We start from the raw sequence: 25653 nt of genomic DNA, 5'->3' as shown, positions 1-25653 counted from the left end.
GCCGGTGACGGCTGCGGGTCTTGGCATTTTGCCGTCGCCAATTCCCTGGCCGGTCGCGCTTTGGCTTGGCCAATTCCCTGGCCGGTCGCACGTCGCGGCAATAGGGATTTTCTGGACAGCACGCAGCCCTGTCGCTACAAGCGTTTCGTTCCGCTCCTTCGCTAAGAATGGGGCTAATTCCATTTGGATATAAGAAGTCAGAAGGCAAGCAGCATGAGTGGCGTCAACGAGATCCGGTCGACATTTCTGAACTATTTCAAGAAGAACGGCCATGAGATCGTGGCGTCGAGCCCGCTCGTGCCGCGCAATGACCCGACGCTGATGTTCACCAATGCGGGCATGGTGCAGTTCAAGAATGTTTTCACCGGCATCGAGCACCGTCCCTATAATCGGGCGACGACATCGCAGAAATGCGTGCGCGCCGGCGGCAAGCACAATGACCTCGACAATGTCGGCTATACGGCGCGTCACCATACCTTCTTTGAAATGCTCGGCAATTTTTCCTTTGGCGATTACTTCAAGGAAGAGGCGATCTCGCTTGCGTGGAACCTTATCACCAGGGAGTTCGGGCTTCCAAAGGACAAGCTGACGGTAACCGTCTACCACACGGACGATGCAGCGGCAGGTTTCTGGAAGAAGATCGCCGGGCTTCCGGAAGAGAAAATCATCCGCATCGCCACGAGCGATAATTTCTGGGCGATGGGCGATACGGGTCCTTGCGGTCCGTGCTCGGAAATCTTCTACGATCACGGTTCTGAAATCTGGGGCGGCCCTCCCGGCAGCGCCGATGAGGATGGCGACCGTTTCATCGAAATCTGGAACCTCGTCTTCATGCAGTTCGAGCAGGTGACGAAGGAGCAGCGCATCGATCTGCCGCGCCCATCGATCGATACCGGCATGGGCCTCGAGCGCCTTGCCGCTGTGCTTCAGGGCAAGCACGACAATTACGACATCGATCTATTCCAGACGCTGATCCACGCATCCGAGGAGGCAACGGGAGTAAAGGCCGAGGGTAAGTTCCGCGCCAGCCACCGGGTTATTGCCGATCACCTGCGCTCCTCAAGCTTTCTTATCGCTGATGGCGTGTTGCCGTCGAACGAGGGTCGCGGCTATGTGCTGCGCCGCATCATGCGCCGCGCCATGCGTCATGCGCAGCTCCTTGGCGCACGCGAGCCTCTGATGTGGCGGCTGTTGCCGGCGCTGGTGCGCGAAATGGGCCAAGCCTATCCCGAACTCGTGCGTGCCGAAGCATTGATCTCGGAAACGCTCAAGCTCGAAGAAAAGCGCTTCCGCAAGACCCTCGATCGCGGGCTCGGCCTCCTCGGCGAAGCGACCGAATCCCTCGGTGAGGGCGACAAGCTCGATGGCGAGACCGCGTTCAAGCTCTACGACACGTACGGTTTCCCGCTCGACCTGACGCAGGATGCGCTGCGCCAGCGCGGCATCGGCGTCGACACGGAAGCCTTCGATGCGGCCATGGAAAGGCAGAAAGCGGAGGCGCGCGCGAGCTGGGCGGGTTCCGGCGATGCGGCGACCGAGACCGTATGGTTCTCGGTGCGCGACAAGGTGGGTGCCACCGAATTTCTCGGCTATGAGACCGAGCAGGCCGAAGGCGTCATAACCGCGCTCGTTGAGAACGGTGCGAGCGTCGAAACGGCGGGCGAAGGCGATGCTGTGGCAGTCGTTGTCAACCAGACGCCTTTCTATGGCGAATCCGGCGGACAGCAGGGCGATACCGGAACGATCACCGGCGACGGCCTTGTCATCGAGATCAGCGATACGCAGAAGAAGAATGACGGCGTCTTCGTCCACATCGGCAAGGTGACGAAGGGAACGGCGAAGGTCGGTGCCCCGGTCGAACTTATCGTCGACAAAGCACGCCGCACCCGCATCCGCTCCAACCATTCGGCAACGCACCTGTTGCATGAGGCGCTGCGCGAAACGCTCGGCACCCATGTTGCCCAGAAGGGCTCGCTTGTTGCTCCGGACCGGCTGCGTTTCGATTTTTCGCACCCGAAGCCGATTTCTGACAAGGAACTTGCGGCAATCGAAGATATCGCCAATGAGATCGTGTTGCAGAACGCGCCGGTATCGACGCGCCTCATGGCGGTCGACGATGCGATTGCCGAAGGCGCTATGGCGCTCTTCGGTGAAAAATACGGCGATGAGGTTCGCGTCGTCTCCATGGGCACGGCTGTGCGAGGCGACAAGGCCGGAAAAAGCTACTCCACCGAGCTTTGCGGCGGCACGCATGTACGCGCCACGGGTGATATCGGGCTCATTCGCGTGGTCTCTGAAGGCGCTGTTGCTGCTGGCGTGCGCCGCCTCGAGGCGCTGACCGGAGAAGCTGCGCGGCGCTATCTCGAGGAGCAGGATGACCGCGTCAAGGCAATCGCGTCGGTTCTGAAGGCGACGCCGGCCGATGCGCTGGCCCGGGTGACGGCGCTGGTCGATGAACGCCGCAAGCTCGAACGCGAGCTTACCGAAGCCCGCAAGCAATTGGCTCTTGGCGGCGGTTCTTCCGGAGCCGCAGGCGGCGCGCCGGAGACGGTCAACGGTGTCGGCTTCATCGGCAAGGTGGTGAGCGGCGTCAATCCGCGCGACCTGAAGCCGCTCGCCGATGATGCCAAGAAGAGCGTCGGCTCGGGGGTCGTGACCTTCGTCGGCGTCTCCGAAGATGGCAAGGCGAGCGCGGTTGTCGGGGTCACCGAGGATTTGATAGGCAAGTACAGCGCCGTCGATCTCGTCCGCATTGCGTCCGCCGCTCTTGGCGGCGCAGGCGGCGGCGGCCGGCCCGACATGGCCCAGGCCGGCGGCCCGGATGGCGCAAAGGCGGAAGACGCGATTTCGGCCGTCCGCCAGGCGCTCGGCGCCTAGATTCGCGTACCCGGTCATGCTGCTGTATGACCGGGCCAACTCGCCGCTATGCGTATTATACTTATTGGCAATAGTACGGCGTTAAAATGCTCTTGCTTCTTCAAGCGATGCGTGATGTAATTCTTAAATAGTATTTGGGTTATTAAGTTTTTGGATTAGTATAAGCACTAAAACGACAGTGACTGTTACGGAAGCACCGATTGATATTGGCCGGTTGAAGTTTTATTATTTGTTGTTTGTACGAAGAATTTCCGGAGCGGCACTTCCATTGCTGGAACAAAGGAGCAGGTTCGCTGAGGTTGCTGCCGCTCCGACCTTTACTGCCGCTCTGACATGTGCCGCAGCGACAGCTACTCCACCTCGGCAAAACGCGGTCGGGGCCGGGGAAGCGGGTTCAGGCAACGAAAGCTGGCGCCGCGCTTACTCCTCGCGCGGAGCCTGTGCAGCCGCGATATGCATGGGCGCTATCGTATAGCTGTTGAGGCCAGCGAGTACGGTCGGGTCGTTGTCGCCGAAGCGGACCGCTTCCGCATGATCATTTACCTCAAGAAGAGCGAGCCCGAAGCTGCCGTCGGGCTCATGCACCGGGCCATAGGCAAGGACAAAGCCCTCGTTGAAACATTCCTGCACATAGCTTGCGTGCTGGCGCATCAGCTCTTGCTCGTCATCGTCCATGTCGTCCGCAAAGGTCGGCCGTGGCGGGATCAGGCGGAAAAAGAACTGCTGCTTGCTCATCTTCGGTCCCCTCGGGTGATCATAGCATCACGCATAATACCCAAAACAGCGCTTTTTGGCGCGCCATTTTCGCATCGCTCATTCGCGAAGCGCACAAACAAAAAGAGCTCCGGTTTTCACCGGAGCTCTTAGCATTGATGCTTTCAGATGGCTTAGGCAGCCATCGCCTTCGACAGGTTTTCGTTGATCTTGTCGAGGAAGCCGGTGGTCGACAGCCAGGGCTGATCCGGACCGATCAGGAGCGCGAGGTCCTTGGTCATGTAACCGGCTTCGACTGTGTCGACGCAGACCTTCTCCAGCGTGTGGCTGAAGCGCTCGAGCTCGGCATTGCCATCGAGCTTGGCGCGATGCGCAAGGCCGCGGGTCCAGGCAAAGATCGAAGCGATCGAGTTGGTCGATGTTTCTTCACCCTTCTGGTGCTGGCGATAGTGGCGGGTCACGGTGCCGTGGGCAGCTTCCGCTTCGACCGTCTTGCCATCCGGCGTCATCAGAACCGAGGTCATCAGGCCGAGCGAGCCGAAGCCCTGCGCGACGATGTCGGACTGCACGTCGCCGTCATAGTTCTTGCAGGCCCAGACATAGCCGCCGGACCACTTCAGGGCGGAAGCAACCATGTCGTCGATCAGGCGATGCTCGTAGAAGATCTTCTTTTCAGCAAACTTCGCCTTGAACTCTGCCTCGTAAACTTCCTGGAAGATGTCCTTGAAGCGGCCGTCATAGGCCTTGAGGATGGTGTTCTTGGTCGACAGATAGCAGGGAACGCCGCGATTATAGGCATAGTTGAACGAAGCGTGGGCGAAATCACGGATCGATTCATCGAGATTGTACATCGCCATGGCAACACCGGCGCCGGGCGCGTCATAGACCTCGTGCTCGATCGTCTGGCCGTCATCGCCGACAAACTTGATCGTAAGCTTGCCCTTGCCCGGGAACTTGAAGTCGGTCGCGCGGTACTGGTCGCCGAAGGCATGGCGGCCGACGATGATCGGCTGCGTCCAGCCCGGAACGAGGCGGGGAACGTTCTTGGCGATGATGGGCTCGCGGAAGATGACGCCGCCAAGAATGTTGCGGATCGTGCCGTTGGGCGATTTCCACATCTTCTTCAGGCCGAATTCCTCGACTCGCTGCTCATCCGGCGTGATCGTCGCGCACTTGACGCCGACACCATACTCCTTGATGGCATTGGCCGCATCGACCGTCACCTGATCATTGGTGGCATCACGGTGCTCGATCCCGAGGTCGTAATATTTCAGATCGATATCCAGGTAAGGATGGATCAGCTTTTCCTTGATATATTGCCAGATGATGCGGGTCATCTCGTCGCCGTCAAGCTCGACGACCGGATTTGCAACCTTGATCTTTGCCATGGATAGTCAGCCTCTATTTTGCTGGGTGTGGGAATGTCAGCATCGGTTTTCAGTGAGGGTTCGCGCCCCTATAGCATCGGGATCGCCGAACGCAAAGCTGCCGACCAGCCATGCCGTTATTTTAAGGCAGGATTGCCCATCAAAAGATCGCGCGTTATGACGGCGGCAATATCAGCAGGAACAAGAGATGGCCGGTACAGATAGACAACGCACGCTTATTGCCGAAGGCCCGGCAATTATTCTCGTTGAACCGCAATTGCCCGAGAACATCGGCATGGTGGCGCGCGCCATGGCCAATTTTGGCCTGGCCGAACTGCGGCTCGTCAAGCCGCGCGAGGAATTTCCCAACGAGAAGGCGCGCTCCGCGGCGAGCAGGGCGGACCACATCATCGATGCGGCGCAGGTTTTCGAGGATCTGCCTTCTGCCATCAAGGATCTGAATTTCGTCTATGCAACGACGGCGCGCGAGCGCGATGCATTCAAGCAGGTGCGGGGGCCGGTGGAAGCGGGCGTGGTGCTGCGCCAGCGCTTCAACCGCGGCGAGCGAACCGGAATTCTTTTCGGGCGCGAGCGCATCGGCCTCAATAATGACGAAGTCAGCCTTGCCGATGAGTTGGTGACGTTTCCGGTCAATCCGGCATTCTCGTCACTCAACATTGCCCAGGCGGTCCTGCTCATGTCCTATGAATGGATGAAATCCGGCCTCGAGAAACATACAGATACCGCCTTTCGCGGCCCCGAGCTTGCGCCGGCGTCAAAGGATCAATTGCAGGGCTTCTTCAACCATCTGGAAGAAGCGCTGCAGGCGAGGGGATATTTCCGGCCGATGGCCCGCAAGGAGATCATGGTCAATAATCTGCGCGGCGTCCTCACCCGGCCGGGTTTTTCGGATTCGGAGCTGAAGCTTCTGCGCGGCGTCCTTGTCTCTCTCGACTTCTTCAGCCCCGATACGCCGCGCGGCGCCGGAGCGCCGGAAGGGCGCAAGCGGGCAAAGCCAATCGATGAGCCGGCTAATGAAAGGCCGACAGACGATGAATGAGCGGGTCGCAGACCGACCGATCCTTGTCTTCGACAGCGGCATTGGCGGCCTCACCGTTCTGCGCGAGGCGAGGGTTTTGATGCCAGACCGGCGCTTCGTCTATATCGCGGATGATGCCGGCTTTCCCTACGGCGATTGGGAGGAGGCGGCCTTATGCGAACGCATCGTTGAACTCTTCGGCGGACTGATCGCGAAATACGACCCCGAAATCGCAATCATAGCCTGCAATACGGCATCGACGCTCGTGCTCGACGATCTGCGCAGAGCCTATCCGGGCGTCCCATTTGTCGGCACGGTACCGGCCATCAAGCCAGCCGCCGAGCGGACTTCGTCGGGCCTCGTGAGTGTCCTTGCAACACCCGGAACGGTTCGGCGCGCCTATACACGCGACCTTATCCAGTCGTTTGCCTCGCAATGCCATGTGCGTCTCGTCGGCAGCCAGAGCCTCGCTCGCCTGGCCGAAGCCCATATTCGCGGGGAATTCGTCGACGATGCCGAAATCAGGCAGGAGATTGCCCCCTGCTTCTACGAACGGGACGGCAAGCGGACGGACATCGTCGTCCTCGCCTGCACCCATTATCCTTTCCTCGCCAATGTCTTTCGCCGGCTCGCTCCCTGGCCGGTTGACTGGCTCGATCCCGCCGAGGCCATTGCTCGCCGTGGTCTTTCATTGCTCAAGGTCAACGGTACCGGCGAAGAACCCGAACATGGCGACGATTTTGCCATGTTCACATCGGGCAATCCAGATTTCTCCACGCGCCGCCTGATGCAAGGGTTCGGTCTCGATACCAATCTTGGACTGCAATTGGTTTCGGACGGCAACTCCGCCACTTTCGCCTAAAGCATAGGCCATGTTGCGCGGCGTTGGAAAAAACGGGCGTGTTGAACTTTCGAATAATTGACCCCGCGCTACCGCGCTCCTACGCTCGCATTTTATCGAGTTGCCATTAGTGATACCATTTGGGCGGTACAACATACCGCGCCCATCTATTGCATTGGACTGGGAGTATTTTATGCGATTTGTCGAACTTCTATCGGGGACGATGTTGGCAATTGTCGCCAGCATCCTATTCTTGTCGCCTGCGAGTGCGGGCGAGAAGCTGGGCTTCCCACCGCCCGATCCGCCTGGCACGGTGCGTACACCGATGACGCCGCAGAACATTCAGAAAGAACTCGATCAGCGGTTGAAGAGGCAGTTCGAGGCGGCGGCCGGCCCCTCGGGCCGCTTGACGGCACAACAGGCAAAGGATGCCGGTTGGGGCTTCATCGCCGACCACTTTGATGAAATCAGCCGAGGCAATGGCGATACGGTCGGTCTCAACGAAATCCAATCGTTCATGGATGCCCGCTCCCCCATGGCGCGGAGTGCAGAGCCGAACGTTGCCCCGAAGAGAAAAGGGAAAGCCACCGAGCCACCAAAGCCGGTGGACAATTCGCCAATCCAGATCATCGAATAAACAGGGGCTGCCAATGAGGCAGCCCCTCTTCAATTGTCCCTCTGCCTGAAAGTGTGGCGATAAGAGTGGAAGTGGTGGCGATAGTCCGTGCCGGACGGCATGACCTCCGCGACACCTTCCAGTTCCATCGGTCACTGCGCGCCGATCCTTCATTTGCAATATTCACAGCACCTGCGTGCCGCCGGGTTTTGACAGCGCGCCGTGCCCCGCCGCCGAGACTGCCGATCAGATACAACGCTTTCCAATATCGCCGAGGGCTTTCGTGAGCATTATTCTGGGACTCGTCTTCTCTCGCCAAGAAAAGATCAAATCTTCAAAGCAGCGGCCAAGCGCCAAGGATCTCGCCCGCAAGTTTTGCCTGTTGGCGCGCAAAGAGCCGACTTTGGGACCGCTGGCTGTCATCACTGCCGAGGGTGATGACGGCAAGGCGAGGTCAAGTTGCTCGATCTTGCCGACGGACGAGGATGTGCATTTCTACCAAGACGGCGCCCGGGTTAATTTCTCGGCGGCGACGGTGGCAACCGGCCCGGGTTATCATGATTATCTCGTGGCCTTGCTGGACGAATTGGTCGAACAGGAAAAACTTGTTGTCACGCAGGATGAGGAATTCAGCGACGACACCCAGTATTGGACGGACCGAAATTACGATGTCCTCCAGACTCACATGAGCGTTTATTTCAACTCGGTCTCGAAAGTCGTCGTCGAGCGGAGCAGCGCCAGCAAGCACGGCCCGCTGTCGCTGTCCCTGTCAGCACGCGAAGCGCTTGATGCTTTCAAGGACCGGATCATGACAGTTCGCGGGCCCCGCGACGTGGATTTCTTCGGCTTCAAGGGCGAGGCTGCCAACTTTTTCCCGTGGTGGGATTTCGGCTTGCCTGCGCGGGCGGCATTTGGACTGGCGGAGGCGATGTTGTGGCGCTCGTTTTCCTGGCGTGGCCCGATCGACGAGTATGAAGCACTTTTCATTCAAGTGCTCTCGGAACTCATCAAGATCGCAAGGGAAGAACCACGCCTCGAGACAGACAAGAAGTTGAATGTCGCAGCATTTGAGGCTGCAAGCCGGTCGAAGACGTGGCCGAGGCCACCCGGCATGGGCTATCTGCGCTATCCACGGCCGCAACCCTTTGGCGATAATTGGTGGATCACGCTGCCCGGACATTTCATTCTGGGCTGGAACGATCGTTTCAAACAGAATGTGTTCAAGAGTATCGGCTGCATCGTCGTGCCGGCCGCGACAACCATCGAACATGATGACCGCCGCCCGCCGGAGGGGTTTACCGGCAAGCTCGATGTTTCAGTCGTCAAGTACAATCTCAGCTTTTACGGCATATGGAACGACAACAAACTGGAAAACGGCAAGACCGATCAGTGGCTCGAGGGCTGCGCCGTCGCGACCGACGGTGTGACCTACGTTTTTATCCTGATGGACGACCCCGGTTCAAAGCAATGGGCAGTTGATACGCTGCTGTCGATCGAGCATCGCTAAGGCGACCTCCTCAAGATGGCTTCGCGCCGCCAAGCTCTTTGCGGATGACCGGTGCGACTTCGGTCCCGTAGAGTTCGATGGCCTTCAGGGTGTTGGTGTGCGGCAGGCTGCCGAGATCAATCTGCAGCATGAAGCGGTCATGCCTGAAATAGGTATGCTGCAGCATGATCTTGTCGATCACTTCCTGAGGCGAGCCGACAAGCAAGGCACCGCGCATGGTGCGGCCGGCTTCATACTGGGCGCGATTGCTCGGCGGCCAGCCGCGTTCGCGGCCGATCTTGTTCATCACGACTTCATAGGACGGCCAGTACTCGTCGGAGGCAGCCTGCGATGTCGCGGCAACATAACCGTGCGAATTGATGCTGACCTTGAGCTTATCCGGGGAATGGCCAGCCTTGGCTCCCGCCTCGCGGTAAAGTTCGACCAGCGGCGCAAAACGATGCGGCTCGCCGCCGATGATAGCGACGGCAAGCGGGAGACCGAGCGTTCCCGCGCGGATCACCGATTGCGGCGTCCCGCCCACGGCAATCCACACGGGCAGGGGATTTTGCAATGGGCGCGGATAGACGCCGAGATCGTTCAGAGAAGCGCGCAAATTGCCCTTCCAGGTTATACGCTCGCTTTCCCGCAGCTTGAGCAGAAGGTCGAGTTTCTCCGCAAAGAGTTCATCGTAATCATTAAGATCATAGCCGAAGAGCGGAAAGGATTCGATGAAGGAGCCCCGGCCGGCCATGATCTCGGCGCGCCCGGAGGAAATCAGATCAAGCGTCGCGTACTCCTGAAATACCCGCACCGGGTCGTCGGAACTCAGCACCGTGACGGCACTCGTCAGGCGGATGTTCCGGGTGCGCGCCGCACCGGCTGCGAGAACAACGGCCGGTGTCGAGATGACGAAGTCCGGCCGATGATGTTCGCCGATGCCGAAGACGTCGAGCCCCACCTGGTCGGCCAGTTCCATCTCCTCGAGGAGATTCTGCATGCGCTGGTGCGCGCTGATGGCGACGCCGGTTGCAGGATCCGGGCTCATCCCGGCAAATGTATAAATACCAAGTTCCATTTTTGACGCCCCGTTCAAACCTTGTCGCACAGGTAAGCATAGAAAGTGGTTCTGTGAAGAACTCACATCACGGTGTCCGAGGCACAAAAAGGATACTGGCGGGGCGCGTGGCGCCTGAAAGCAACGCCACGCACGCCGCGTGCGGTCAATAGCCGACGGTAAAGCGCTCGTGTGCGTGCGCCGGCTTTTCAGCCTCGTCGAGAATTGCCACCGCCAGGTCGCTGGTGCTGATCGTGCTCTTGCCGTCGGCTCCAAAGACAGGCTCGTCCTTGCCTTGGCGGTATTTGCCGGTCCGCTCGCCGGGAACAAGCGTGAAGGGCGGCGAGACAAAGGTCCAGTCAAGTGCGGTTTCGCTGCGAAGATCCTCGAGTGCCTGGCGTGCACCCAAAGCGCCCTCCTTGTACTCTGCCGGGAACGCCGCGCCATCGACGAACTGGGAACCATCTGGCGTACGCAGGCTACCGGCACCACCGACCACGATCAGTCGCTTGATGCCGGCCTGTTTCGTCGCTTCGGTGATCGATTTGCTGCCAGCGATATGGACGGCCTTGATATCGGGATTGTCCCAGCCGGGATTATAGGCTGATATGACGATGTCGTTTCCCTTCAGCTTGGCTGCGAGATCGGCGGTGTTGAGCGCGTCCGCTTCCACAGCGGTGATGCCATCGCGCTTCTCTACCTTGTCGACGTTGCGTACCAGCGCCGTCACGTCATGACCGCGCGACGACGCCTCTTTCAGGATCTGCGTGCCGACGAAACCGGTGGCGCCAATCAATGCGATTTTCATGAGATACTCCTTGGATGCGGGTACGCATCGTTTTGTAGTTACGATTGATAACTACCTATGCTAGGAAACATGCATTGGGAAGAACGCACTTTTTCCGTTTCAGGGCACATCCAGGTAACCGCCTGCCACAGCAAGGACATCGAGCGCATGAGCATTCACGCGAAAACCGAAGGCAAGACGCCGCTTCTCGCTTCCATGGCGGCAATGGAATCGGACGGCAGCGGTTCATGTCCGATGCGCGAGGTGCTGGATATTATCGGCGATTCGTGGAGCCTGCTTACGATCATCAATCTCCAGGCAGGACCGCGTCGCTTCAATGTGCTGCGGCGAATGATCGAGGGTATTTCGCAGCGCATGCTGACGGTAACGTTGCGTTCGCTCGAGCGCGAAGGGCTTGTGTTGCGGACGGTCAAGCCAACCTCGCCGCCGGAAGTTACCTACGCGCTGACGCCGATGGGCCATTCGATTGCGGTGCCGATCGGGGCGCTTGGCGAATGGGCGGTAAAAAACCGTGACAATCTCAGGGACGCGCGCAAGGTGTTCGACGCGGCGCCAATAGGCTGACACACGGCAATTGCTGCGCCAATTGCGAAATTGGTTGCACGGCCGCCGGAACCATCCAATCATGTGAACGTTTAAGGCAGCCCTCGGGATTTTCCGGGGAATGGTTCATTGAGGCGCGTCCTGTGCCGATAGTGATTTCATTAAGATCAACGGAGAAACAATTATGGTACGATTCATTCCGGCGCTCATTGTGGCGGCGACCGCCCTTACCGGTGGCACCATGGCAGCAACTGCCAAGACGACGAAAGCCGAAACACCAGCGAAAGCAACCCATATCGGAATCCTGTCGTGCCAGGTCGATGGCGGCGTCGGGCTGGTTTTCGGGTCGAACAAGGCGATCAACTGTGCCTACAAGCATCGCGACGGTTCGGTTGAAAACTACAAGGGCCGCCTCGGTAAACTCGGCCTTGACCTCGGCATAACGCAAAAAACGTATCTGAGCTGGACCGTGGTGACGACAGCGGACAATAAGCCGGGTGCCAATGCGCTTGCCGGCAAGTATGTCGGCGTGTCGGCGGGTGCTTCCGTCGGGCTCGGCCTTGGCGCCAATGCCCTTATCGGCGGATCCAACAAGAATATCGGCCTGCAGCCGTTCAGCACCGAAGGAACGCAAGGTTTCAACGTTGCTGTCGGCGTCAGCAGTCTGTCGCTGGAGCCGGTGGAAGGAGCCAAGCCGGTCAAGAAGCAAAAGCATCGCAGCTAACCGATTAGCCAGAGGTGAACGAAGGGGGCCAGCGTGCCCCCTTCATACTTTCCAAGTCAGCGGAAATGTGAACGTGGAACCGAGCCATAGCGCTTGCGTTTCTTTCCTTGTGCAACCACCCACAGGGAGAAATCCGATGCCCGCAAAATCCCAAGCCCAGCAAAAGGCCGCTGGTGCTGCGCTTTCGGCAAAGCGCGGAGAAACCAAGAAGAGCGAACTCCAGGGTGCCTCGAAGAGCATGTATGACTCGATGAGCGAAAAGCAGCTGGAAGAATTTGCCGAAACCAAGCGCAAGGGTCTGCCGAAGAAGAAAACCAGCGAGTGATAGATCGAGGCGCGTTTCTTACTGACAGATGCGCGCCTCGCACTTCTTTCCGTGACAGCCCTGATCGAGGTGCAGATTGCCCTGGTGTGCGGCATCACCGTCGGGGCCGATGACGGTCATGAAGCGCTCGCAGCTTGCCTTGTGCAAGGCGCGCCAGAATGTCTGTTCCTCGGGCGATCCCTTCCAGCCTGTACCGAGTTCCGTCTTTTTCCCATTCTTGAACTTGAACGCGACGATATCGAGGGCATTGGCAAAGGCATGCTCCGAAACACGGCCCTTATGCCCGTTGTTTACCTTGCGGCACTGATAGTCTGAGCCGGTGGTGATGCTTTCGATTTCCGCTCCGAAATCCTTCTGGGCTTCCGCCTGCACCTCGATGATCCAATTCGCCAGCGAACCGGCCATTGCGCAGTTGGTGGTGATGGCGGCCGCAAATTTCACCGGATTGTCCTTGCCGATCGCCGTAATCTTCAAAGGCGAACGTTCGCCGCAGATGCCCTCCGACAATGGCGGTATGAGTGAGCCCTCGACTTCCCCGTTCATCAACGCTGGACAGGCGTTCTGGTAGACACGGTCCGGCGAGATGGAGGGATCGACTTTTTCAACACTCTCTTCCTGATCGCCCTTCTCGGTGTTTTTGCCGGTTTCTTCCGGTTTTGGCAGCGGATTGGGCCCCAGTTGCTCTCCAGCTTTCACGTCGGGCTTCGACGCTGGTTCGGGCTTGCTTTCCCCTGCAGCAGGTTTTTGCGAAGGAACCGGCGTTTCGGGATCCGCTTTCTGGATTTCCTCCTTGGGCTTCTCTTCCGGTTTAGGCGCTTCGGTCGATTGTGCCGCCCGGGGATTGGATTCAGGGATCGGCGGAACGACAGGCAGTGGCGCTGCCGTTGTGACCGCACGGGGCGGACGCCGGCGCCGTGCATCGGCGTCGTCGGACGTCGTGATGATCATTGTGCTTGCGATAAGGGCGGTGAAGGATAAAAGAAGTACGGACCTGCGAGAATGCTGCGAGAATAGGGTCATTATCGGCTCTACTCCTGTTGAGCGTCTAACCTAACGCCTCAACCGGGCCATGGGTTTCAAATAATGTGAGCCGCTGAAACAGGCGCGCCCCCGCTTGACATCCCTGGCCCTTCCCACTAGAAGCCACCCCAGCGCAGGGCCCAACGGCTCTGCGTTTCATTTGACGTGTCCCGTGAGTGATTTCGCAATGCGTGCGTGAATCATTCTGTCAGTCTTCACACAAAGGAGGCAGAGGAGGGCGCGTTTCCTTGAACCGGCGCGTGAGCTTCGGTTCGTATTTGTTGAAAGGAAATGCGATGAGCAAGCGCGAATCGTCCAAGTATAAAATTGACCGCCGTCTTGGCGAAAACATCTGGGGCCGTCCGAAGTCCCCGGTAAACCGCCGCGAATACGGCCCGGGCCAGCATGGCCAGCGCCGCAAGAGCAAGCTTTCCGACTTCGGTGTGCAGCTGCGCGCCAAGCAGAAGCTGAAGGGTTTCTACGGCGACATTTCGGAAAAGCAGTTCCGCAAGACCTATGAGGAAGCTGCACGCCGCAAGGGCGATACCGGCGAACAGCTGATCGGTTTGCTCGAGTCGCGTCTTGACGCGATCGTTTACCGCGCCAAGTTCGTTCCGACCATCTTCGCCGCGCGCCAGTTCGTCAACCACGGCCACGTCAACGTCAACGGCCGCCGCACGAACATCCAGTCCTACATCTGCAAGGCTGGCGACGTCATCGAAGTTCGCGAAAAGTCGAAGCAGCTCGTGATCGTTCTGGAATCGGTTCAGCTCGCTGAACGCGATGTTCCCGAATATCTCGAAGTCGATCACAACAAGATGGTTGCCAAGTACAGCCGCGTTCCGGCTTTCTCCGACGTGCCATACGCTGTACAGATGGAACCGAACCTGGTCGTCGAATTCTATTCGCGTTAATCAGTTCTGAATTTCAGAAAAAGCCGCCCGGAGAAATCTCGGCGGCTTTTTTTTCAACCGGAGTCCGGCCATGACCGACCTTCAGGCTATCGTCGACAGTGTCTATAGCGACCTTTCCGGCCGCATCGGCGAGGGCAAACTTGCCGACTACATTCCGGAACTCGCGACGGTGGACCCGAAACAGTTCGGTATCGCTATGATAACGGTTGACGGGAAAGTCCATGTCGCGGGCGATGCCGAAACCAATTTCTCCATACAGAGCATTTCCAAGGTTTTCACGCTAACGCTTGCGCTCGGCAAGATCGGCGACGGGCTGTGGAAGAGGGTCGGGCGTGAGCCTTCCGGCAATGCCTTCAACTCCATTGTCCAGCTGGAGCAGGAGAAGGGGAAGCCGCGCAATCCCTTTATCAATGCGGGCGCTATCGCGGTTGCGGACGTGGTTCTTGCCGGGCATCAACCGCGGGAGGCGATCGGTGAAATCGTGCAGTTCATTCGCCACGTCGCCGATGATGAAACCATCGCCATCGACGAGAACGTTGCGCGTTCCGAAACGCAGACTGGCTACCGCAACATCGCGCTTGCCAATTTCATGCGCGCTTTCGGCAATCTCAATCATCCCGTCGAGCATGTCCTCGGGGTCTATTTCCACCATTGCGCTATCGCCATGTCGTGCCGCCAGCTGGCCCATGCCGGACTTTATCTCGCGTCGGCCGGCCGCAATCCGCTCAATGGCGGCAGCGTCGTTTCACCGGGCCGGGCGCGGCGCATCAACGCGCTGATGCTGATGTGCGGGCATTATGACGGCTCCGGCGATTTCGCCTATCGCGTCGGCCTGCCGGGCAAGAGCGGTGTTGGCGGCGGGATTCTTGCCGTGGCGCCGGGCAAAGCCTCGATTGCGGTCTGGTCGCCGGGATTGAACGAGAACGGCAACTCGCTGCTCGGGTCGGCCGCGCTCGAATTGCTCGCCCAGCGCACCGGCTGGTCCGTCTTCGGACAATGAAGGACTTGCCTTCGGCGATCCTGCGATGCAATTAAGGCGACGAACCGGATCGTAGCGGGATATTTCCATGACCATCCATGAGCTTGACCTCACCGACGCAAGCGGCTGCCATCCGATGTTTCTCGGCGTGCCGTCCTCCGTCGAGTTCAACAAGTTGCGCAAGCGGCTCCTGCGCCAAACGCGCCAGTCGCTCGAGGACTTCGCCATGGTCAAGCCCGGCGAGCGCTGGCTGATCGGACTTTCGGGCGGCAAGGACTCCTATGGTCTCCTGGCCTTGTTGCTCGACCTAAAATGGCGCGGTCTGCTCCCGGTCGAACTCCTCGCCTGCAATCTCGACCAGGGACAGCCGAATTTTCCCAAGCATATCCTGCCGGATTTCCTGAAGGCGAACGGTATCGAGCACCGCATCGAATATCAGGACACTTATTCAGTGGTCACGGATAAGATCGCCGAAAACCAGACCTATTGTTCGCTGTGCTCGCGCCTGCGTCGCGGACATCTCTACCGCGTCGCCCGGGAAGAGGGTTGCGCTGCGCTGGTACTCGGCCATCACCGCGAGGACATTCTCGAGACCTTCTTCATGAACCTCTTCCACGGCGGGCGGCTCGCAGCAATGCCGCCAAAGCTTCTCAACGACGAAGGCGACCTGATGGTGCTGCGGCCGTTGAGTTATTGCGCGGAAGATGATCTGGAAAAGTTTGCGGGCGCCATGCAGTTTCCGATTATTCCTTGCGATCTGTGCGGCAGCCAGGAGGGCCTGCAGCGCAACGCCATGAAGGCCATGCTGGCCGACATCGAAAGGCGCGTGCCGGGCCGCAAGGAAACGATGATCCGCGCCCTCGCCAACACCCGGCCGAGCCATCTGCTCGACCGCAAGATCTTCGATTTTGCCGGACTTGTGACGGGGTGAAGTTGGATCCTCGGGCTATGCCCAGAGGGATGACCGCCACAACACCGCCGTCATGCGCGGAAAGCACCCATCATTCGAAGGGCGAGGATTATACAGTCACGCACGCACCGACAGGTGTCCACCTACCTACCCAAAGACGCCCTCGCTTAACTACTCACTCGCTCACTACTCACTTCACGAATAGCTATCGTAGCTCGCGTTGTCGGACTCCATCAGGCGGCGCAACACCGACAGACCCTGGCCGAGCTCCTGTCGGGTCGTCGGGACGGTCAGGCCGACGCGAACACGGTGAAATACCTTTTCGCTGCGTCCGGCCTTGAACTCGTCCTCGTCGTCAATCATCACGCCCTCATTGAGCGCGGCATTCTTGAACGTGCCGGAGAGCCATGGATCAGGCAGTTTCATCCACAGGAATGGAGAATGCGGCTGCGACGCGAATTCCATGCCGGTGAAGACGGAGCGCGCCAAAGCCTCGCGTGCGTTCACTTCCGCGCATACCTCGTTGCGGATGCTGTCAGCTTCGCCGGTATTGACCAGTTGGGCGCTCAGTTCCATCATCATGAAGGGAACGCCGCCGCTGACCATCTTGTGGGCCGTGAGGACGCGGGCCGAGAGGTGAGGCGGGCAGGCGACCCAGCCGCTGCGAATGCCGGCGGCCACGGATTTCGACAGCCCGCCGATGTGAAATGTCCGCTCCGGCGCGAGTTCGGTAAGTTTAACATGATCGTGGCGGGTGAGCGAACCGTAGATCTCGTCTTCGATGAGCCAGACATTGTAGCGCCGCGCAATATCAACAATTGCGCGCCGGTCGTCTTCCGGCATGGTGACGGCCGTTGGATTATGCAGCGAAGGCATCAGGAAGACGAGCTTCGGGTGCTGCTGGGCGCAATGCCGTTCGAAATCGCCAGGGGTGAGCGAGCCGTTCTCGGTCTGAATGATGATGCTTCGCCGTCCCATGAGGTTGGCGCTGCGGGCAGCCGAGCAATAGGTCAGTTCCTCGAAAGCGATGCGGTCGCCGGGAACCGTTACGGCGGCGATGATTGCGAGAATCGCGGAGTGAGCACCAAGGGTCGGAACAATCGAAGCGGGCTCCGGCACCCATCCCGCAGCTGATAGCCAGCGGCTGCCGGCTGCCTGCCAGGAGGCGGGCAGGGTGCGGCAGTAGCTCGCGACCTCCGAGGGATATTGCTTGGTGATGCCAGCCAGCAACCCTGCCATCGTTTCCGATTGGCCGACGTCGATGGCGGCCGTACTATCGAGCCGTATTCTGCCCGGTTCGACCGCCTGGTTGCGCGTGCCGCCAAACGCCTCGGTGCGTGGGGACGGCTGTTCAAGTACCGGTTCCCTGCGCTCGGTGACATATGTCCCGCGACCGACTTCGCCGCTGACGAGGCCTCGTTCCCGAATGAGATTGTAAGCACGGCCGACGGTGCCAATCGTGACACCGATATCGAAGGCAAGGTTGCGCTGCGGCGGAAGCTTCGTGCCAGGGGCGAGAACGCCTTCGGCAATGTCGGATTCAATACGCTCGGCCAACTGCAGATAAAGCGGGCCTTTGCCAGGTTCAAGATTCGGAAGCCAATTTGTCATGGTGACAATTAATATATTGCGCTTCCATTTGAGTCAATACATAGAGACAATCATACAAAATAAGAGTCAATGATGGGCTTAAAGGAGCCAATTATGAGCACAATAGAGACAATAGGCGCGGATCGCGCTGGCACGAGCGAAATTCGTCGGTCATCGACACCCTCGCGGACCGTGACAATTGTTGCGCTCGTCAATTGGTTTGGTCGCGCAATGTTGAAGCGGCGCACGCGCATGCATCTTAGCGAGCTGAGCAACGAACTACTCGAAGACATTGGCATTGCACCTGCCGAAGCGCGACGCGAGGTGCAGCGCTTCTTCTGGGATTGATGCAACGTGCGGGCGCCGCGCGCTCTTGTTCGGCGCAACGCTTATGACGAGATATTACGCAAGTGATGACATTTGGAGGCAGTAATGGGTACGACCTATATCGATCCCGCCAGGCCCGTTCATCCAGGCTTGGCAGTACATGCGCAGAGCAACCGTTTCGGCCGTCTGTTTGGCTGGGTGGGAAATGCAATCGACCGGCGGCGGTCGCGGCTTGAGCTTGGCTCCCTCGGCGAAGACGGGCTTAAGGACCTCGGCCTAACGCGCGATCACATCGAAGCCGATCTCGGTAACTACTTCTCGGGATAATCCCCTTTATCAGTCCTACCGACGTTATCTTCGGGCTGTAGGTCCGAGGATCCGCCTGGAAGCTGTTGACCGTCGAAAGGAAAAATGGGTCCTCGGGTCAAGGGCCCGAGGATGACGGTGGAGAGGGAGGCGCGTGCAGGACGGTGGCGAAGGAGGCGCGTGCAACGCCGAGAGGATCGGTGGTGGAGAGCCTCTCGCCAGAATAGGGTTTCTCGGGACGAGACGCTCTTGGCGAATATTCTCTCCCCTTTCCGTCATCCTCGGGCACTTGGCCCGAGGATCCACGTGGAAACCATTGACCGTTTGAAGGAAAAATGGGTCCTCGGGTCAAGGGCCCGAGGATGACGGTGGAGAGGGAGGCGTGCACGACGGTGGAGAGGGAGGCCCGGGCAACGCCAACGATGACCGCGACTCTAACCGCTCGCTGCGCAGGACGACTGTCCGCTCGCCCAGCGGCGAACGTCTGCTGCGATGCGATTGCCTGAAGAATGCATCATCAGCGGACCAAACGCCTCGACCTTTGCAGGGTTGCCCTCGGCATGAACGACGAGCAAAGGCCGTCCTCCGGGATTGCTCGCCGGTACGACGAGGATGCGCGGCCTTCCCGAATAGGAATCGAGTTCGGGGGCGAGACGGTAGGGCTTGAATGTTGCATCGCCGGACTTGAACCAGCAGGCATTGGCGGCAAGCGCAACGCGTTCCATCGTTGGCAGCGCGGCCTTCTCAGAATTGAAGGCAAGGCTGCCCGGTCCAGGCTTGCTCTTGGATTGGCATCCGGCGAGTGCAGCGAGCGAAATCATCAGGGCAATACCGATCGTCGGCGTCTTCATGCGGCGTTCTCCACGACTGCGCCACTTCGCATGGGCGCAGAGGACATCTATGCATAAGCTATCCGGAGCCACTGTTCGGCACCGGGATTATGCGGGAAAGGGGATCAGGCGGTTTCGAGCTCCCCGAGGAATATTTTGAGGCCGTCCACCATCTCGTACCAGACGAGCGATAGCACCGGATCCTGAACAATCCGTTGCTCCAGCGCGTCGAACCTCGGGTAGGGAGCGAGCAGGTCAGGACGATTTGCCAATTGGCGGAAGGGGTTCATGACGAATCTGGTCGGCGTCAGCCATGCATCGGCCAGCGTCATCTCTTCACCGAGTGCATAAGGTCCATGGCCGAGCCGGTTTTCTACTTCCGCAAGACCGATCTCCATCTGCTTGAACAATTTGCTGATGCGCGCCTCGTCCTTGGATTTTCTAAACAGCAGTTCGAGGAGTTCCATGGTGGGCGCGAGCACCTCGAGCTCCGCCGCGCGCGCCAGCATCCGCACAATAGCGCGGTCGCGCGAGTCGGCCGGCAAAAGCGGCGGTTCGGGAAAATGCTCTTCCAGATATTCGGCGATGACGGTGGCTTCGATCACCGTAAGGCCAGAGCCGGTAATCAGGACAGGGATTCGGTTGAAGGGCGAAATCGCGCGAAATTCCTCCGGGATGGGCGAGCCGGGCGGCGGTGCAACGATCTTGATTGGCGCCTGCTTGTAATAGGCAATGCAACGGATGATGGAGGAATAGGGAGATAGCGGCCGGGAATATAGCTTCATTGAACTTTCCTCCAATTGAGCCGGCTATTTCTATGATTTGCCGGGCTCCTGCAGGAGCCTAACGAAATGGCGGGCGATATCAAGGACGACCAAACGGATTGCTGATTGTCAGGCGATCTATGGTCATTCCATCCCCCATATCTTCGGACCAGAGCACCGAACTGCCGCTGTTGATGGCGCAAGCGACAACGAGGGAATCGAAGAGCTGACGATTATAACGACGCGCAATCCTGATCGCAGCGTCGTGCGTGGCTAGGTCGAGTGTGACACGACGGTGGGGCACAGACGGCGTATAAGTGAAAGCGCCTCCTCGGTTTCTGTCCAATCCATGCGCAGCGCGGCGGGCGACATGCGTGAACTCGTTCAGAATCTGGACGCTGATGACTTTGTTCAGAAGTTCTTAGGCAGCCACTCCGAGGATACCGGCAAAAAGGGCGCGTCCGTCAGTGCCGCCATGCGCAGCTTCGATAAGGTTTTCCGGATGGGGCATGAGACCGAGCACATTGCCCGCTTCGTTGACGACCCCTGCAATATCGTTGATCGAGCCGTTGGGATTGGTGCCCTCGGCGTAGCGGAAGACAACCTGGCCATTGCCTTCGAGACGGGCAAGCGTTTCCGCGTCGGCAAAATAGTTGCCGTCATGATGGGCGACGGGGGTGCGGATGATCTGGCCGTGGGAATAGCCGCGCGTAAATGCGGTGTTGGCATTGGTGACTTCGAGCTTCACCTGGCGGCAGACGAATTTCAGCGACGCATTGCGCATCAGCGCGCCAGGCAGCAGGCCAGCCTCGACGAGAATCTGGAAGCCGTTGCAAACGCCCATGACCATGACGCCCTTGTTCGCCTTCTCGCGGATTGCCTGCATGACCGGCATACGCGCCGCGATAGCGCCGCAGCGCAGATAATCGCCATAGGAGAACCCGCCAGGAATGACGATAAGGTCGACATCGGGGATCTCGGTGTCCGTCTGCCACACCGTTTCGGGCGCGACTCCGGAGACGTCGGTCAAGGCCGCGATCATGTCGCGGTCACGATTGAGGCCGGGGAGAAGAACGACTGCTGATTTCATGGGTGTGGTTCAAACCTTGCTTGTGCTTCCGCGAGTTCCCGAAGTTCGAGACGGTTTTCGATGCGATCGAGACGGTCGTGAAGCGAGGACATCGACGCCCTGAGATTGTTCATCTCACCCTCGAGCAGGTGCAGATGACTGCGGACGCTAATACGATCCTGGCGCTGTTCGCGCCCGTTTTCCTTCAACGACGCAATGTCGCCCTGCATCTTCCGAAGAATTTCGTAAATCAGATCGGGCGATATACCGTCCATGGCGAATCCTCAAAAGTGATCAATCAATCGCCACACTATAATCTTCGATCACCGTATTTGCGAGGAGCTTCTCGCACATCGCCTTGAGATTGGCTTCGGCCGCGGCGCGGTCGGACGTGTTGAGTTCGACGTCGAACACCTTGCCCTGGCGCACGGAACCAACGCCATCAAAACCGAGACTGCCCAATGCGCCGACAATTGCCTTGCCCTGCGGATCGAGAACGCCATTCTTCAGGGTTACAGTGACACGTGCCTTCATCGACTTGTCTTCTCCGAGCTGATTGGATGAGTGCTTATTTGACCAGAACCGGTCCCGCGGGGCGGGTCGGCTCGTTTTCATTCATGATGCCGAGACGGCGCGCGACTTCCTGGTAGGCTTCGATAAGCCCGCCCATGTCGCGGCGGAACCGGTCCTTGTCGAGTTTCTCAGCGGTCTGGCTGTCCCAAAGCCGTGCCGAATCCGGCGAGAATTCGTCGGCGAGAACGATCCGCATGAGATCGCCTTCGTAGAGACGGCCGCATTCGATCTTGAAATCGACGAGCTGGATGCCGACACCGAGGAAAAGGCCGCTCAGGAAATCATTGACGCGGATGGCAAGCGCCATGATGTCGTCAATTTCCTGGGGTGCAGCCCAGCCGAACGCCGTGATGTGCTCTTCCGAAACCATAGGATCGTCGAGCTCGTCATTCTTGTAGTAGAACTCGATGATCGACCGCGGAAGTACGGTGCCTTCCTCGATGCCGAGACGCTTGGCCAGCGAACCGGCGGCGATATTGCGCACGACGACCTGGAGCGGAATGATCTCGACTTCCTTGATCAGCTGTTCGCGCATGTTGAGCCGGCGGATGAAATGCGTCGGGATGCCCATGCGGTTGAGCTGGCTGAAGATATACTCGGAAATGCGGTTGTTGAGGACGCCCTTGCCGTCGATCACTTCCGATTTCTTGGGATGCAGCACGGTGGTGTCGTCTTTGAAGTGCTGGACGAGTGTGCCTGGCTCTGGTCCTTCATAAAGGATTTTGGCTTTGCCTTCGTAGACACGGCGGCGACGGTTCATTGCAAATCTCGGTATTGGAGTTATCGGTCGGCCCCGGTTCTTAGCAGCGCCGTCATGTTGGCGCGCTAACTATCGTAAAAGCAAGCATTCTACAATGATCCTTTGTTAAGGTGCGCTGATTTGTGGAATATAGGTGCTCCATGAACGATCTACGACAAATTGATTCCAGCGGTTCATTTCGGTCTTTCGATTTCGTGCAGAATGGCTATATGAACCCAAGAAGCGAAAACATTGGGGAACTGCCTGAAAAACGCCCAAGGCCCGGATGTAGTTTAAGCATTGAACCAACCGATCATATTGCGGGAGCAACTGAGGATGACAATGGAAGATCGCAAAAACGCCTTTGAAAACAAGTATGCGCATGACGCAGAACTGCGTTTCAGGGCGGAGGCCCGCCGCAACAAGCTCCTCGGTCAATGGGCGGCCGAAAAGCTTGGCAAGAGCGGTGACGAAGCGGATGCCTATGTAAAGGAAGTCATCAAGGCGGATTTCCAGGAAGCTGGTGACGACGATGTCTTCCGCAAGATCCGCGCTGATTTCGACACGGCGGGTATCGACACGTCCGACCATCGTATCCGCCGCACCATGGAAGAACTGATGGTCGAGGCGATCCGCCAGATCGAAGGTTCCTGATCCGAGCCTTATGAACCCAAAAGCCCGGCCACAGCGCCGGGCTTTTTTCATGGCGGTGACTTGACCCGCCGTGGCGGCGTTTCCCATACTCCGCCGCGAAATCGAAGAAGGATGAGAAACATGTCATTTGCGTCGCGCCTGAGGGCTGGGGAGACACTCTATTCCGGCTGGTCGAGCGTGACCGATCCACTGGTCATGGAAGCCCTGTGCCGAACCCCGCTCGATGCGGTGCTTCTCGACATGCAGCACGGCGCCCACGACACGGCGAGCGTCGTCGCGCTGACCGGCGTCCTGCGCGCAAACCAGAAGCCGGCATTGGTGCGTATCCCGGTCGGACGTTTCGACATGGCCAGCCGCGCGCTCGACATCGGGGTCGATGCCGTGGTGGCGCCCATGATCAATAGCGTCGAGGATGCGCGGCTTTTAGCTGCTTCGATGAAATATCCGCCGCTGGGCGAACGGTCATGGGGACAATTGCGCGGTCGGCCCGCGAGCTATGGGGAGGGCGGCTCCGGCGCGTATCTGCGCGAGTCCAATGAGTCGACGCTGGCCTTTGCAATGATAGAAACCATCGCCGCCTACGAGGTATTGGACGACATTCTGGGCGTCGAAGGCATTGACGGCATTTTCGTCGGCCCGTCGGATTTTTCCATCGCCTGGAGCAGGGGCGCCGAGGTCAATGCAGCTTCGGACGCAATCATTGAGCCACTGACAAAAATTGCCGCCAAAACCAAGGCCGCTGGCAAGTTCGCCGCGATCTATGCGGCGAACGCCGACATGGCCAATCGCTTCAGTGCGCTCGGCTATACTTACCTGGCGCTTGCCGTTGATACGGGCTACCTGACACTCGGCGTGCAAAGCATCCTTGATGGGCTGAAGAAAGCCTAAAGCCGCGACAGGAACTGCGCGAAGACCATCGAGCCTTCCGGCCAGGGGCCATGGCCGGATTCGGCGTTGAGGTGGCCGGATTCGCCTGCATCGATGAAAAGCGATCCCCAGGCGGCGGCAAGGTCCTCGGCGACCGCATAGTCGCAATAGTGATCGTTGCGGCTGGCAACGACAATCGAAGGAAAGGTGAAAGGTTCGCGCGGGTAGGGGCCGAACGTCATCAGGTGCTTTGGCCTGATCTTCGGGTTCGAAACGTCGGGCGGGGTGACGAGAAACGCGCCCTTCACCTTGTCGCCGATCTCGGGAATTGCATGGACGAACGTCGGAACGCCAAGCGAATGGGCGACGATCACCACGGGTTTTGTCGCCGCATCGACCGCCTTGACGACCGCGGCCACCCAGTCCTCGCGCACCGGTTTCGTCCACTCCGCCTGCTCGACGCGGCGCGCCGTCGATAGCTTGGCTTCCCAGCGGGTCTGCCAGTGATCGGGGCCGGAATTGGTGTAACCGGGAACGATGAGAATATCGACGTCTTTGACTTTCATGCGGCGTATTTAGGAGAATCACTTCGGGATCGCAACATTCCAAAAGTGTAGCACGCTCAGGGAAGTGGCAGGAATGAGGGCGCCTTCACCGGGCTCGCATTGTTAGTAAACAATCATGCCTTTTAAGTTCATTATCTGTGAACAAGCTGTTCGCTGCTTTCGGCTTGTATCAAGCGCCGATAAATCCGACCTTACTGCGAACGAGATTTTTTCGAGGAAAGCATGGCGATCACACGCCGGGAACTGGTTGGTGGGTCTATTGCTTTCGTCGCAACAGCGGGAACTGCCCGCGCGGAGACGAGAATGGAAAACACATCTTTTGCGGCAACGGCGCCGGTCCACGTGTCGAAGGTCGGCATCAAGGCCAAGGACGCCGACACGCTGGCAAAATATTACCAGGAGGTCGTGGGCCTGCGCGAGATTTCGCGCAAAGGTCAATCGGTCACTCTCGGAACGGGGGAAACGCCCTTGCTTGAGATCGAGCAGGCAGATGCGGTGCGCGCGGACGATCCTCACAGCGCCGGCCTTTACCACACCGCATTCCTTCTACCGGCCCGCGCTGATCTTGCCCGCTGGGCCAAGCGCGCCATCGAAAAGCGCACGCCTATCGTCGGTGCTTCCGACCATCTCGTCAGCGAGGCGATCTACCTGACCGATCCCGAGGGCAACGGCATCGAGATTTATGCGGATCGCCCGCATGAAAGCTGGACCTGGAACGGTTCGTCGGTGGCAATGGGCACAGAGGCGCTCAATGTAGGCAGCCTGGTTGCGGAACCCGGCAGCGAGACGCCCTGGTCGTCGGCTCCCGACGGCACAATGGTCGGACACCTGCATTTGCGCGTCGGCAATGCCAAGGACGCGGAGGCATGGTGGCACAAGGAGCTTGGTCTTCAAACCGTGGCGGGCTTTGGCGGCAGCGCCGTGTTCATGTCGACGGGCGGCTACCACCACCACGTCGCGGCAAATTCATGGCAAAGCCGCGGCGCGGGCCTTCGGGACAATGACCGCTCCGGGCTTGCCTGGGCGGAATTCAGCTCGGCTATGGCCAATGACGAACGCGAAATCGTCGACCCCTGGGGCAATGTGATCCGCATCGTTCCCGCCAAACGCGGCTGATCGCCATTTGGCAAACGCTCGGCCTTTAAGGT

At 58.9% G+C, this 25653-nt stretch carries 29 protein-coding genes; 16 read left to right on the top strand and 13 right to left on the bottom strand.

Annotation, left to right across the window (positions count from 1 at the left end):
• Positions 1-213 precede the first annotated feature (213 nt).
• Positions 214-2877 (top strand): alanine--tRNA ligase, encoded by a 2664-nt coding sequence (alaS, locus tag BR48_RS0112775; protein WP_027231648.1) that lies wholly within the window; start codon positions 214-216, stop codon positions 2875-2877.
• A 420-nt stretch (positions 2878-3297) separates the two neighbouring features.
• Here the strand turns inward: alaS and BR48_RS0112770 are convergent, their stop codons facing one another.
• Together BR48_RS0112770 and BR48_RS0112765 are read right to left on the bottom strand one after the other, a co-directional pair.
• Entirely contained in the window at positions 3298-3612 is a 315-nt protein-coding gene (locus BR48_RS0112770) for a YciI family protein (protein WP_027231647.1), read from the bottom strand.
• Positions 3613-3764: 152 nt separating this feature from the next.
• The gene (locus tag BR48_RS0112765) at positions 3765-4979 is read right to left on the bottom strand and encodes an NADP-dependent isocitrate dehydrogenase (protein WP_027231646.1); all 1215 of its coding nucleotides are present in this window, start codon (positions 4977-4979) and stop codon (positions 3765-3767) included.
• A 187-nt stretch (positions 4980-5166) separates the two neighbouring features.
• On the opposite strand from BR48_RS0112765, the gene BR48_RS0112760 reads away from it, so the two are divergent.
• The 4 genes from BR48_RS0112760 (at position 5167) to BR48_RS0112745 (ending at position 8961) form a co-directional block, all read left to right on the top strand.
• Positions 5167-6018, top strand: a complete 852-nt coding sequence (locus BR48_RS0112760; protein WP_027231645.1) for an RNA methyltransferase — start codon at positions 5167-5169, stop codon at positions 6016-6018.
• A complete protein-coding gene (gene murI / locus BR48_RS0112755) occupies positions 5993-6859 on the top strand; it encodes a glutamate racemase (RefSeq protein WP_245273476.1) in 867 nt (288 codons plus the stop codon). The genes BR48_RS0112760 and murI overlap by 26 nt, the downstream gene beginning before the upstream one ends.
• A 172-nt stretch (positions 6860-7031) precedes the next feature.
• Complete coding sequence (locus tag BR48_RS0112750) at positions 7032-7475, top strand: hypothetical protein (protein WP_027231643.1); 444 nt, start codon at positions 7032-7034, stop codon at positions 7473-7475.
• Positions 7476-7737: 262 nt separating this feature from the next.
• Positions 7738-8961 carry a hypothetical protein gene (locus BR48_RS0112745; protein ID WP_155810875.1) on the top strand — a complete coding sequence of 408 codons (1224 nt, stop codon included), beginning with the start codon at positions 7738-7740 and terminating at the stop codon, positions 8959-8961.
• A gap of 10 nt (positions 8962-8971) precedes the next feature.
• On the opposite strand, the gene BR48_RS0112740 is transcribed toward BR48_RS0112745, so the two are convergent.
• Entirely contained in the window at positions 8972-10018 is a 1047-nt protein-coding gene (locus tag BR48_RS0112740; RefSeq protein ID WP_027231641.1) for an LLM class flavin-dependent oxidoreductase, read from the bottom strand.
• A 145-nt stretch (positions 10019-10163) separates the two neighbouring features.
• On the bottom strand, positions 10164-10805 hold the full coding sequence (locus BR48_RS0112735; RefSeq protein WP_027231640.1) for an NAD(P)-dependent oxidoreductase: 642 nt from the start codon (positions 10803-10805) through the stop codon (positions 10164-10166).
• Between the two features lie 147 nt (positions 10806-10952).
• Between BR48_RS0112735 and BR48_RS0112730 the strand changes: the two genes are divergently transcribed.
• The 3 genes from BR48_RS0112730 (at position 10953) to BR48_RS0112720 (ending at position 12397) form a co-directional block, all read left to right on the top strand.
• On the top strand, positions 10953-11369 hold the full coding sequence (locus BR48_RS0112730; protein WP_036814544.1) for a helix-turn-helix domain-containing protein: 417 nt from the start codon (positions 10953-10955) through the stop codon (positions 11367-11369).
• 163 nt (positions 11370-11532) lie between these two features.
• Positions 11533-12072, top strand: a complete 540-nt coding sequence (locus tag BR48_RS24545) for a DUF992 domain-containing protein (RefSeq protein ID WP_051614943.1) — start codon at positions 11533-11535, stop codon at positions 12070-12072.
• 136 nt (positions 12073-12208) lie between these two features.
• On the top strand, positions 12209-12397 hold the full coding sequence (locus tag BR48_RS0112720) for a DUF3008 family protein (RefSeq protein WP_027231638.1): 189 nt from the start codon (positions 12209-12211) through the stop codon (positions 12395-12397).
• Positions 12398-12415: 18 nt separating this feature from the next.
• Here the strand turns inward: BR48_RS0112720 and BR48_RS0112715 are convergent, their stop codons facing one another.
• Positions 12416-13345 (bottom strand): extensin family protein, encoded by a 930-nt coding sequence (locus BR48_RS0112715; RefSeq protein ID WP_245273474.1) that lies wholly within the window; start codon positions 13343-13345, stop codon positions 12416-12418.
• Positions 13346-13713: 368 nt separating this feature from the next.
• On the opposite strand from BR48_RS0112715, the gene rpsD reads away from it, so the two are divergent.
• From rpsD to ttcA, 3 genes are all read left to right on the top strand, one after another.
• A complete protein-coding gene (gene rpsD, locus BR48_RS0112710; RefSeq protein ID WP_027231636.1) occupies positions 13714-14331 on the top strand; it encodes a 30S ribosomal protein S4 in 618 nt (205 codons plus the stop codon).
• 70 nt (positions 14332-14401) lie between these two features.
• Positions 14402-15331, top strand: a complete 930-nt coding sequence (locus BR48_RS0112705) for a glutaminase (protein WP_027231635.1) — start codon at positions 14402-14404, stop codon at positions 15329-15331.
• A gap of 67 nt (positions 15332-15398) precedes the next feature.
• Complete coding sequence (gene ttcA, locus BR48_RS0112700; protein ID WP_027231634.1) at positions 15399-16241, top strand: tRNA 2-thiocytidine(32) synthetase TtcA; 843 nt, start codon at positions 15399-15401, stop codon at positions 16239-16241.
• A gap of 174 nt (positions 16242-16415) precedes the next feature.
• Here the strand turns inward: ttcA and BR48_RS0112695 are convergent, their stop codons facing one another.
• Positions 16416-17831, bottom strand: coding sequence for a PLP-dependent aminotransferase family protein (locus BR48_RS0112695; protein ID WP_027231633.1), 1416 nt, complete (start codon positions 17829-17831; stop codon positions 16416-16418).
• Between the two features lie 93 nt (positions 17832-17924).
• Between BR48_RS0112695 and BR48_RS24540 the strand changes: the two genes are divergently transcribed.
• The gene (locus tag BR48_RS24540; RefSeq protein ID WP_036814366.1) at positions 17925-18158 is read left to right on the top strand and encodes a DUF1127 domain-containing protein; all 234 of its coding nucleotides are present in this window, start codon (positions 17925-17927) and stop codon (positions 18156-18158) included.
• A gap of 84 nt (positions 18159-18242) precedes the next feature.
• Positions 18243-18464, top strand: a complete 222-nt coding sequence (locus tag BR48_RS0112685) for a DUF1127 domain-containing protein (protein WP_027231632.1) — start codon at positions 18243-18245, stop codon at positions 18462-18464.
• A gap of 413 nt (positions 18465-18877) precedes the next feature.
• Here the strand turns inward: BR48_RS0112685 and BR48_RS0112680 are convergent, their stop codons facing one another.
• From BR48_RS0112680 to purC, 6 genes are all read right to left on the bottom strand, one after another.
• Complete coding sequence (locus BR48_RS0112680; RefSeq protein WP_027231631.1) at positions 18878-19294, bottom strand: hypothetical protein; 417 nt, start codon at positions 19292-19294, stop codon at positions 18878-18880.
• A gap of 104 nt (positions 19295-19398) precedes the next feature.
• Entirely contained in the window at positions 19399-20058 is a 660-nt protein-coding gene (locus tag BR48_RS0112675) for a glutathione S-transferase family protein (RefSeq protein ID WP_027231630.1), read from the bottom strand.
• Between the two features lie 400 nt (positions 20059-20458).
• Complete coding sequence (gene purQ, locus BR48_RS0112670) at positions 20459-21127, bottom strand: phosphoribosylformylglycinamidine synthase subunit PurQ (protein WP_027231629.1); 669 nt, start codon at positions 21125-21127, stop codon at positions 20459-20461.
• Positions 21124-21381: a hypothetical protein gene (locus tag BR48_RS0112665; protein ID WP_027231628.1), complete on the bottom strand. Its 258-nt coding sequence runs from the start codon at positions 21379-21381 to the stop codon at positions 21124-21126. Before BR48_RS0112665 ends, purQ begins: the two co-directional genes overlap by 4 nt.
• A gap of 19 nt (positions 21382-21400) precedes the next feature.
• Positions 21401-21640 carry a phosphoribosylformylglycinamidine synthase subunit PurS gene (gene purS, locus BR48_RS0112660; RefSeq protein ID WP_027231627.1) on the bottom strand — a complete coding sequence of 80 codons (240 nt, stop codon included), beginning with the start codon at positions 21638-21640 and terminating at the stop codon, positions 21401-21403.
• Between the two features lie 34 nt (positions 21641-21674).
• Positions 21675-22439: a phosphoribosylaminoimidazolesuccinocarboxamide synthase gene (gene purC, locus BR48_RS0112655; RefSeq protein ID WP_027231626.1), complete on the bottom strand. Its 765-nt coding sequence runs from the start codon at positions 22437-22439 to the stop codon at positions 21675-21677.
• 315 nt (positions 22440-22754) lie between these two features.
• On the opposite strand from purC, the gene BR48_RS0112650 reads away from it, so the two are divergent.
• Entirely contained in the window at positions 22755-23072 is a 318-nt protein-coding gene (locus BR48_RS0112650) for a DUF1476 domain-containing protein (RefSeq protein ID WP_027231625.1), read from the top strand.
• 120 nt (positions 23073-23192) lie between these two features.
• Positions 23193-23960 carry an aldolase/citrate lyase family protein gene (locus BR48_RS0112645; RefSeq protein ID WP_027231624.1) on the top strand — a complete coding sequence of 256 codons (768 nt, stop codon included), beginning with the start codon at positions 23193-23195 and terminating at the stop codon, positions 23958-23960.
• Here BR48_RS0112645 and BR48_RS0112640 read toward each other — a convergent pair.
• A complete protein-coding gene (locus BR48_RS0112640; protein ID WP_027231623.1) occupies positions 23957-24505 on the bottom strand; it encodes an alpha/beta hydrolase in 549 nt (182 codons plus the stop codon). The two genes, BR48_RS0112645 and BR48_RS0112640, sit on opposite strands and share 4 nt — an antisense overlap.
• A 303-nt stretch (positions 24506-24808) precedes the next feature.
• Between BR48_RS0112640 and BR48_RS0112635 the strand changes: the two genes are divergently transcribed.
• Positions 24809-25621, top strand: a complete 813-nt coding sequence (locus tag BR48_RS0112635) for a VOC family protein (protein WP_245273472.1) — start codon at positions 24809-24811, stop codon at positions 25619-25621.
• The last annotated feature ends 32 nt before the right edge of the window (positions 25622-25653 follow it).

This window comes from Phyllobacterium sp. UNC302MFCol5.2 (assembly GCF_000686005.1).
Classification (GTDB): Bacteria; Pseudomonadota; Alphaproteobacteria; order Rhizobiales; family Rhizobiaceae; genus Phyllobacterium; species Phyllobacterium pellucidum.
Note: the sequence above shows the minus strand (reverse complement) of the source record. Positions and strands in the feature narration are given on the sequence as shown.

What these genes read in the sequence shown, in the direction of transcription:
- purS (WP_027231627.1), bottom strand. Translation starts at nt 21,640, where the DNA reads ATGAAGGCACGTGTCACTGTAACCCTGAAGAATGGCGTTCTCGATCCG.
- BR48_RS0112770 (WP_027231647.1), bottom strand. Translation starts at nt 3,612, where the DNA reads ATGAGCAAGCAGCAGTTCTTTTTCCGCCTGATCCCGCCACGGCCGACC.
- BR48_RS0112685 (WP_027231632.1), top strand. Translation starts at nt 18,243, where the DNA reads ATGGGTACGACCTATATCGATCCCGCCAGGCCCGTTCATCCAGGCTTG.
- BR48_RS0112665 (WP_027231628.1), bottom strand. Translation starts at nt 21,381, where the DNA reads ATGGACGGTATATCGCCCGATCTGATTTACGAAATTCTTCGGAAGATG.
- rpsD (WP_027231636.1), top strand. Translation starts at nt 13,714, where the DNA reads ATGAGCAAGCGCGAATCGTCCAAGTATAAAATTGACCGCCGTCTTGGC.
- BR48_RS0112705 (WP_027231635.1), top strand. Translation starts at nt 14,402, where the DNA reads ATGACCGACCTTCAGGCTATCGTCGACAGTGTCTATAGCGACCTTTCC.
- BR48_RS0112645 (WP_027231624.1), top strand. Translation starts at nt 23,193, where the DNA reads ATGTCATTTGCGTCGCGCCTGAGGGCTGGGGAGACACTCTATTCCGGC.
- BR48_RS0112740 (WP_027231641.1), bottom strand. Translation starts at nt 10,018, where the DNA reads ATGGAACTTGGTATTTATACATTTGCCGGGATGAGCCCGGATCCTGCA.
- BR48_RS0112760 (WP_027231645.1), top strand. Translation starts at nt 5,167, where the DNA reads ATGGCCGGTACAGATAGACAACGCACGCTTATTGCCGAAGGCCCGGCA.
- BR48_RS0112720 (WP_027231638.1), top strand. Translation starts at nt 12,209, where the DNA reads ATGCCCGCAAAATCCCAAGCCCAGCAAAAGGCCGCTGGTGCTGCGCTT.
- BR48_RS0112715 (WP_245273474.1), bottom strand. Translation starts at nt 13,345, where the DNA reads ATGATCATCACGACGTCCGACGACGCCGATGCACGGCGCCGGCGTCCG.
- BR48_RS0112680 (WP_027231631.1), bottom strand. Translation starts at nt 19,294, where the DNA reads ATGAAGACGCCGACGATCGGTATTGCCCTGATGATTTCGCTCGCTGCA.
- BR48_RS0112635 (WP_245273472.1), top strand. Translation starts at nt 24,809, where the DNA reads ATGGAAAACACATCTTTTGCGGCAACGGCGCCGGTCCACGTGTCGAAG.
- BR48_RS24540 (WP_036814366.1), top strand. Translation starts at nt 17,925, where the DNA reads ATGAGCACAATAGAGACAATAGGCGCGGATCGCGCTGGCACGAGCGAA.
- BR48_RS0112765 (WP_027231646.1), bottom strand. Translation starts at nt 4,979, where the DNA reads ATGGCAAAGATCAAGGTTGCAAATCCGGTCGTCGAGCTTGACGGCGAC.
- BR48_RS0112640 (WP_027231623.1), bottom strand. Translation starts at nt 24,505, where the DNA reads ATGAAAGTCAAAGACGTCGATATTCTCATCGTTCCCGGTTACACCAAT.
- BR48_RS0112650 (WP_027231625.1), top strand. Translation starts at nt 22,755, where the DNA reads ATGACAATGGAAGATCGCAAAAACGCCTTTGAAAACAAGTATGCGCAT.
- purC (WP_027231626.1), bottom strand. Translation starts at nt 22,439, where the DNA reads ATGAACCGTCGCCGCCGTGTCTACGAAGGCAAAGCCAAAATCCTTTAT.
- murI (WP_245273476.1), top strand. Translation starts at nt 5,993, where the DNA reads ATGAAAGGCCGACAGACGATGAATGAGCGGGTCGCAGACCGACCGATC.
- BR48_RS24545 (WP_051614943.1), top strand. Translation starts at nt 11,533, where the DNA reads ATGGTACGATTCATTCCGGCGCTCATTGTGGCGGCGACCGCCCTTACC.
- BR48_RS0112735 (WP_027231640.1), bottom strand. Translation starts at nt 10,805, where the DNA reads ATGAAAATCGCATTGATTGGCGCCACCGGTTTCGTCGGCACGCAGATC.
- BR48_RS0112695 (WP_027231633.1), bottom strand. Translation starts at nt 17,831, where the DNA reads ATGACAAATTGGCTTCCGAATCTTGAACCTGGCAAAGGCCCGCTTTAT.
- BR48_RS0112750 (WP_027231643.1), top strand. Translation starts at nt 7,032, where the DNA reads ATGCGATTTGTCGAACTTCTATCGGGGACGATGTTGGCAATTGTCGCC.
- BR48_RS0112675 (WP_027231630.1), bottom strand. Translation starts at nt 20,058, where the DNA reads ATGAAGCTATATTCCCGGCCGCTATCTCCCTATTCCTCCATCATCCGT.
- alaS (WP_027231648.1), top strand. Translation starts at nt 214, where the DNA reads ATGAGTGGCGTCAACGAGATCCGGTCGACATTTCTGAACTATTTCAAG.
- BR48_RS0112730 (WP_036814544.1), top strand. Translation starts at nt 10,953, where the DNA reads ATGAGCATTCACGCGAAAACCGAAGGCAAGACGCCGCTTCTCGCTTCC.
- ttcA (WP_027231634.1), top strand. Translation starts at nt 15,399, where the DNA reads ATGACCATCCATGAGCTTGACCTCACCGACGCAAGCGGCTGCCATCCG.
- purQ (WP_027231629.1), bottom strand. Translation starts at nt 21,127, where the DNA reads ATGAAATCAGCAGTCGTTCTTCTCCCCGGCCTCAATCGTGACCGCGAC.